Annotated in this window: 3 protein-coding genes; 2 read left to right on the top strand and 1 reads right to left on the bottom strand. The window is 38.3% G+C overall.

Going from position 1 to position 6,150, the window contains the following annotated elements:
- The first annotated feature begins 107 nt into the window (after positions 1-107).
- Entirely contained in the window at positions 108-2,819 is a 2,712-nt protein-coding gene (locus ACYVEA_RS14040) for an HD domain-containing protein (protein ID WP_461114059.1), read from the top strand.
- A gap of 1,107 nt (positions 2,820-3,926) precedes the next feature.
- On the opposite strand, the gene ACYVEA_RS14035 is transcribed toward ACYVEA_RS14040, so the two are convergent.
- Positions 3,927-4,208, bottom strand: a complete 282-nt coding sequence (locus tag ACYVEA_RS14035) for a hypothetical protein (protein WP_461114058.1) — start codon at positions 4,206-4,208, stop codon at positions 3,927-3,929.
- Positions 4,209-4,510: 302 nt separating this feature from the next.
- On the opposite strand from ACYVEA_RS14035, the gene ACYVEA_RS14030 reads away from it, so the two are divergent.
- Positions 4,511-6,088, top strand: coding sequence for a PQQ-dependent sugar dehydrogenase (locus ACYVEA_RS14030; protein WP_461114057.1), 1,578 nt, complete (start codon positions 4,511-4,513; stop codon positions 6,086-6,088).
- The last annotated feature ends 62 nt before the right edge of the window (positions 6,089-6,150 follow it).

The raw sequence follows: 6,150 nt of genomic DNA, 5'->3' as shown, positions 1-6,150 counted from the left end.
TCGGTCAGTGGTTGCCACTGCTTGGTCATTACTTTGTTTCTTGGTCGATACAAAGTTGACTCGGCTACCAGTCCTTATCAATTCCCCAACAAACTCTTAGTGGTATCGTGTATGAGAGTAAATTATATTTTTTTGATGAATATACAGATCATTCTACTGATCATATTCAAAAAGTATTGAGTGCAGTTGAAGATATAATAACTCAAGAAACATTTCTATTACTAAATTCTAAAGATATAACAGTTATAGTTTTGGCAGTATTATTACATGATATCGGAATGCATACCAGTTTTGCCACTTTCAAAGCACTTGTTGTAGATAATGCATATGATGATGTCCAAGAAGAATCAATTGATTCAAAAAAGTGGCACGTTCTTTGGGAAGAATATTTAGATGAAGCAAAAAAATTCAGTAGTAAACAAAGGAGTGCTATTTTTGGTGACAGTGAATTTGAATTTAGTAGACCGAATCTAGTTAGGAAAGGATCAATTACCGATGACGAAAAAAAATTAATAGGTGAATTTATTAGAAGGCATCATGCAAGGCTTGCTCATGAGATTGCATTTAAAGGAATTGTAGGAGAAAATGGGCAAACTATTGATTTTGCACCAAATCTACCAAAATTATTACGCCAATTGACCGCTATAGTGGCAAGAAGTCATGGAATAAATATTCGTCAAACTTATCCTTTTTTAGAATTAGTAGGGGACAAAGCTTGGAAATTACCTGACCAAGTGAATGTAATCTTTCTAATGGTGTTAATTAGAATTGCTGATTATTTTCAGTTTGGTTCTGATAGAGTCAATCCGAACGCCCTAAAGTTAAAAACCTTTGGAAGCCCTATATCTCAATTTGAACACGATAAGCATCTTTCTATAGATTTTATACAACAAGATACTACTGACAAGGAAACCTTATTTGTTAAGGCAAATCCTAAGACTAGTGTTATGTATGTAAAACTAAAAGATTTATTTAAGGATATTCAATATGAATTAGATTTATCTTGGGCTGTCCTAGGTGAAGTTTATGGATATGTTGACAGGGAATCACAGCCCAAGATAAAATATAGGAGAATCAATTCAAATTTAGAAAGTTTAAATTTTCTTAATAGTATACAATACATACCTGCCAAGATCACATTTGAAACGGATGTTGATTTACCAAAGTTACTAGTAGCTCCCCTTTATGGAAATGATCCATCTTATGGAGTTAGAGAAATGACACAAAATGCTGTTGATGCTTGTAGAGAAAGAGAGTTTGAAGAAATTAAAAATACTATTAGTTATTCCCCTACGATTACAATTGGAATAATTAAAGAAAATGATATATATTTCTTTATAATAAAAGATAATGGAAAAGGAATGACTTTATCTGAATTAAAAAACTATTTCCTTAAAGCTGGCTCGTCTTTTAGAAAAAGCCTTGATTGGCAATTGAAATACACCAATGAAGAGGGTAAAACACAAATCCAAAGAAATGGAAGATTTGGAGTTGGAGTATTAGCTGCTTTTTTATTGGGAGAGAAACTATACATTGAAACTCGAAACATGCACAGTACAGAAGGATATTCCTTTGAAGCTGAGATAGATACAGAGCAAATAGAAATTAACAAAAGGACAGATCTGAGTGTAGGAACATTCATAAAAATACATATAAAAGCAAACGTCATTAAAGCATTGAATAACCCTCAGCAAAAAATTTGGCATGAATGGTATGTTTTAAATTCCCCTTATATTGAGTATATTAATGAGTCAGACCTAAAGTTCAAACCTAAAGTTTTTAATCTACCAAATGACAACGATAGATTACCAAAAACTTTTCATTCAATAAAACCGAGCGGTTTAAATAAGGTTATTTGGACTTATGATAAAGATTACAGACAAAATAAATTAACATGTAATGGCATAGTAATTCCAACGAAACCAACAATTTCTTATCCAAAACTCCTAAATTCATACGAAACAGATACAATTATTAGAGTAACACCAACAATATCTATCTTTGATTATGATGGAACATTACCTTTATCATTAAATAGGAATAAGATTGATGGAATCCTTAGTTTTTCAGATGAATTAGTGAATGATATTTATAAAGATATAATTGCCTGTTTACTTTGTTTTAAATTCGAATCCTATTTAACTGAAAATCAAATTCATATCACAACTCAATCCTTTTATCACCCAGCTTTTTACGATCCAGGCAATGCTGTCAATCGAAGTGACATAAGTAATATTTTACATTCAAAAGACGGATTTATCTACAACTATGGATATTTTACGAATAAGCTTACATCAAAAACATTAATTAATATTTTCTCTAAGTCAGATGAATTAGATTTAGCATTCGAGGAATCTATCAGTAGTCAATACTTATTTAATATTCAAGTTGAACAGAAAGTTCGATTATCCTATAATGACAATATTGTCGAACCATTACAAAGATGGGATGTAGGAGGTCGAATTACAATGAGAAAACAGGATTATGATGCGGTATTTGATCCCACTAAAAATAGAGCACGTAAAGGGTTAAAAGATAATCATGTAATTGACTTAGAGAAAGATGGTTGGGTAACATATTCAGAGAAATATATTAAACCTATTAATAAAAAATTATTAAAAGTGTTTACTGAAAAGCAAGATATAGTAGCGATAAAAGAAATTCCGCTGATAAAAACAAAATCCGAAAAGATTTTTGATTCTTTATTGGAAAGATATATTGGAAAAAATGTGATTATTCCTTACGATATTGAATCGCGTCAAGATATGTTTAAAAAATCCTTTACTGAACTCGAAGTTTATTGTGAAAAGTATTTGTGATACTTCTGCTGTAAGTTTTTATTCAGCAAAATTTTTTTTCACAAAACTTCAATTTAGTTATAGTTATTTTTTGAAATGATGTGTGAATGAGCCTGTAAAGCTTATGATTGCTTGGTAGAGCTTCTAAAAAAGCCATATTACTTCTGTGAACCAACTACTTTATGGACTGATTCACGCATTAATAAACTATTTTAGAGTCTAATTTAAGTCAATCTTTTCCTTGTTACGTTTTATTTGTCGTATCCTTCTGTATTTTGCATGCTTCCTCACCTCGATAGTCCTTCAATAGTCTTCTGTGTAGACCTTCGATAGTCCTTCGAAGTCTTATTGAAAGTCCTGTCCAAAGTCCTCTTGTTATCAAAATAGGATGCATTTTAGTGTATACGGTATCATTTCGTAAAAGTCCCTGTAATTCTGCCATAAAGAGACATGCACTTTCACAAGTATTCTAAGCTACTGCTTCCTTGTAGGATTGTTAACACACCCCGCCCGTAAACAACAAATGCCCTTAGGTAAGGGCATTTGTTTAAATTTACTATCTGGTCAAAAGGTCATTCAAGATTGGATGTTCCGCTTTCTCCTTGCGGCTTTAGCACATCCATAACGGCAGTATGCGGAATCCATCCGTATGCTTTCATACTCACCATTACAGTGTAAACATATCTTTTGATAGTATACACTGCCGCTAATTCGTTTAACACGTAAGTATTTGAAATTTCGTACTGGTTTGGTCTCGTTTTTTGTTTCTACTTATCTGTTGTTTAGTCGTTTTTGGTCTCGATAGTCCTCTCATAGTCTTTCATTAGTCCTGTCAAGTCCTATTGAAAGTCCTCTTGGTATCAAAATAGGACGCATTTTGGACTTTGTAGTATCAGGATTATTTGGTGGCCTGCTTTATAAGACTGGGCGAACTACTGGCAAACAGAAACAATACCACTACGTAGTAGACTCGTTTCATAGGGCCTGCCCAGGGTGGTTTCCTGTGAATGAAGACCACGATCACTCAAGGCTCAACCTGGATTGACTAAACAGGCATAAAAAGCCCTGCATCGATGGGGATTCAGGGAGATCGATAAAATAGGGAAAGTCTCCTCTGCTCCGGCATGGCTAAGCTGGGCTGTCAATTAAAATCCAGAAGTTCGGGCTGAATTCATCACCAGCTATTTTTAGTATTGTATCCCCACCAACGGGTTTCAATTTAAACCATATGCCATCCTCTTTGTAGGGATCTTTGTTTATCTCAATAACACGAAATTGCGCGTTGGGCATAAAACCGCCAAAGTAGATGGTATCCGTACTGAACTTCCACGATTGAATCCTCTGCACGGAGATTTGCGTTTTAGGACAAACTGTATCTCCCACTTTGGGGGCCCGATTGGTGATGTACATTGATCTTATAGGAAGAAGTTAATTAGATAGGAAAGATAAAGCGCAGAATTATATCATATACCTTACCCAACTAGTGGCGGCAAAAGAAAGGGCCAGGTTGCTGGAATAACGTATCATTGACCATTGATACGTCTCATGAATTAAAGAAAGTGTTTTATCAATTAGTTGACTTAGTTATATCGGTAATTACTACTTTCGTATTCAGCAAGTTAATAAAAGCACAAATTATCTAAACAATTTACAATCCCTTTGGTATAAGTGATTTAACGTATAGTCTACCATAAGCCAAAACGACTACCGCTATGCATCGCTTTATCCGCTCACAGGGTCTATTGTCAACTCATTTAAGAGGGGCTTTCGTTAGTTTATGTCTATGGTGTCTGGTATTTTTTGACTGTCAGCCAGCAAACGCCCAGACGTTTCCAACCAACTTTACACAGGTAGCGGTGGCCACTGGGCTGAATGCCCCAACGGTAGCGGTGGCGGCCCCGGATGGTCGGATCTTTGTGGCGTTGCAAGGCGGAACCTTACGCGTTGTAAAAGACGGAACTCTGCTGCCTACTCCCTTCGTACAGCTCACCGTAAATTCAGCGGGTGAGCGAGGGTTGCTGGGCATCGCATTCGATCCGGCCTTCACCACCAATCAATTTGTCTACCTCTATTACACGGTTCCAACCAGCGGGACGGTTACGGTGCACAACCGGATCAGTCGCTTTACGGCCAATGGAGACGTAGCGGTAGCCGGTAGTGAAACCATCATCCTGGAGTTAGACGCGCTTAGTACAGCCACCAACCACAATGGGGGAACCATTGTATTTGGTCCTGATCAGAAACTGTATGTAGGCGTGGGCGAAAATGCTAATGGCAGTAATTCTCAAAATTTAGCTAATTACCTGGGCAAAGTACTACGTATTAATCCAGACGGTAGTGTGCCACCAGGTAACCCATTCACAACGGGGTCGGAAGCCCAAAAACGCATTTGGAGTTACGGTTTGCGTAATCCCTATACGCTTACCTTTCAACCTGTTACGGGCCGGTTATTTGTGAATGATGTGGGCCAGAGCACGTGGGAAGAAATCAACGAGGCCACGACAAAAGGGTTGAATTTTGGCTGGCCAACTGCGGAAGGAACGAGCAGTAATTCATCGTTCACCAACCCGGTGTATGCCTATCCGCATGGCAACGGCGACGGCGTTGGTTGCGCCATTACCGGCGGAGTATTTTATAACCCAACTACACCCAGGTATCCTGCTTCCTTTGTAGGCAAGTATTTCTTTCAGGATTATTGTAACAACTGGATTAACGTACTGGATTTAACTGGCCCAACCGCTGCTCGCTCTCCTTTCGCTACAGACCTGCCCGGTAATAGCTTAGGCCTAACGTTGGGTACGGATGGGTATGTGTATTATCTAAGCAAAAATTCGGCTTCTCTTTACCGAATTGTTTATACGGGCCCTGATTTGACGACGGTCTTGAACGTCACTCCCTCGCTGGCCTACAGCACGACGCCGGTAAGTCTGGTGCTTGACGTGTTTGAGATCAACTCAACCCCCACCAGTGGTACCATCAAGGTGTATATTACTAAAGACCCTCTTCTGACGCTAAGTTTCGATCCAACGGCCACAACCCTGGGAAGCCGCCCGGTGCAGAACAGCAACTGGAGTTTTGACGCGCTAAGCAATCCCAGCGCTTACGTACTGACATCAACACAGACCACCGGAGCCGGGGGTAAACTCTCGGTAGGGCTTAGCGGTACGCTCACACCGGGAAACACCAAAGGCAGCCTCAGTATCAGTGCCCTGGTGGAAGGCAGTGCTGTCGGTGAGGTGAGGGTGGTCAATAATTCCGATGCCGAGATGATCAACTATTTCAACAAGTGAGTTGGACTGGCGTAGGTAACTATTGAAAGGCCTGTAACGCCAGGTGTTCCACATACATGGTT

This window comes from Spirosoma jeollabukense (assembly GCF_054777855.1).
The sequence above is the reverse complement of the archived record's forward strand: the minus strand, read 5'-3'. Positions and strand labels throughout refer to the sequence as shown.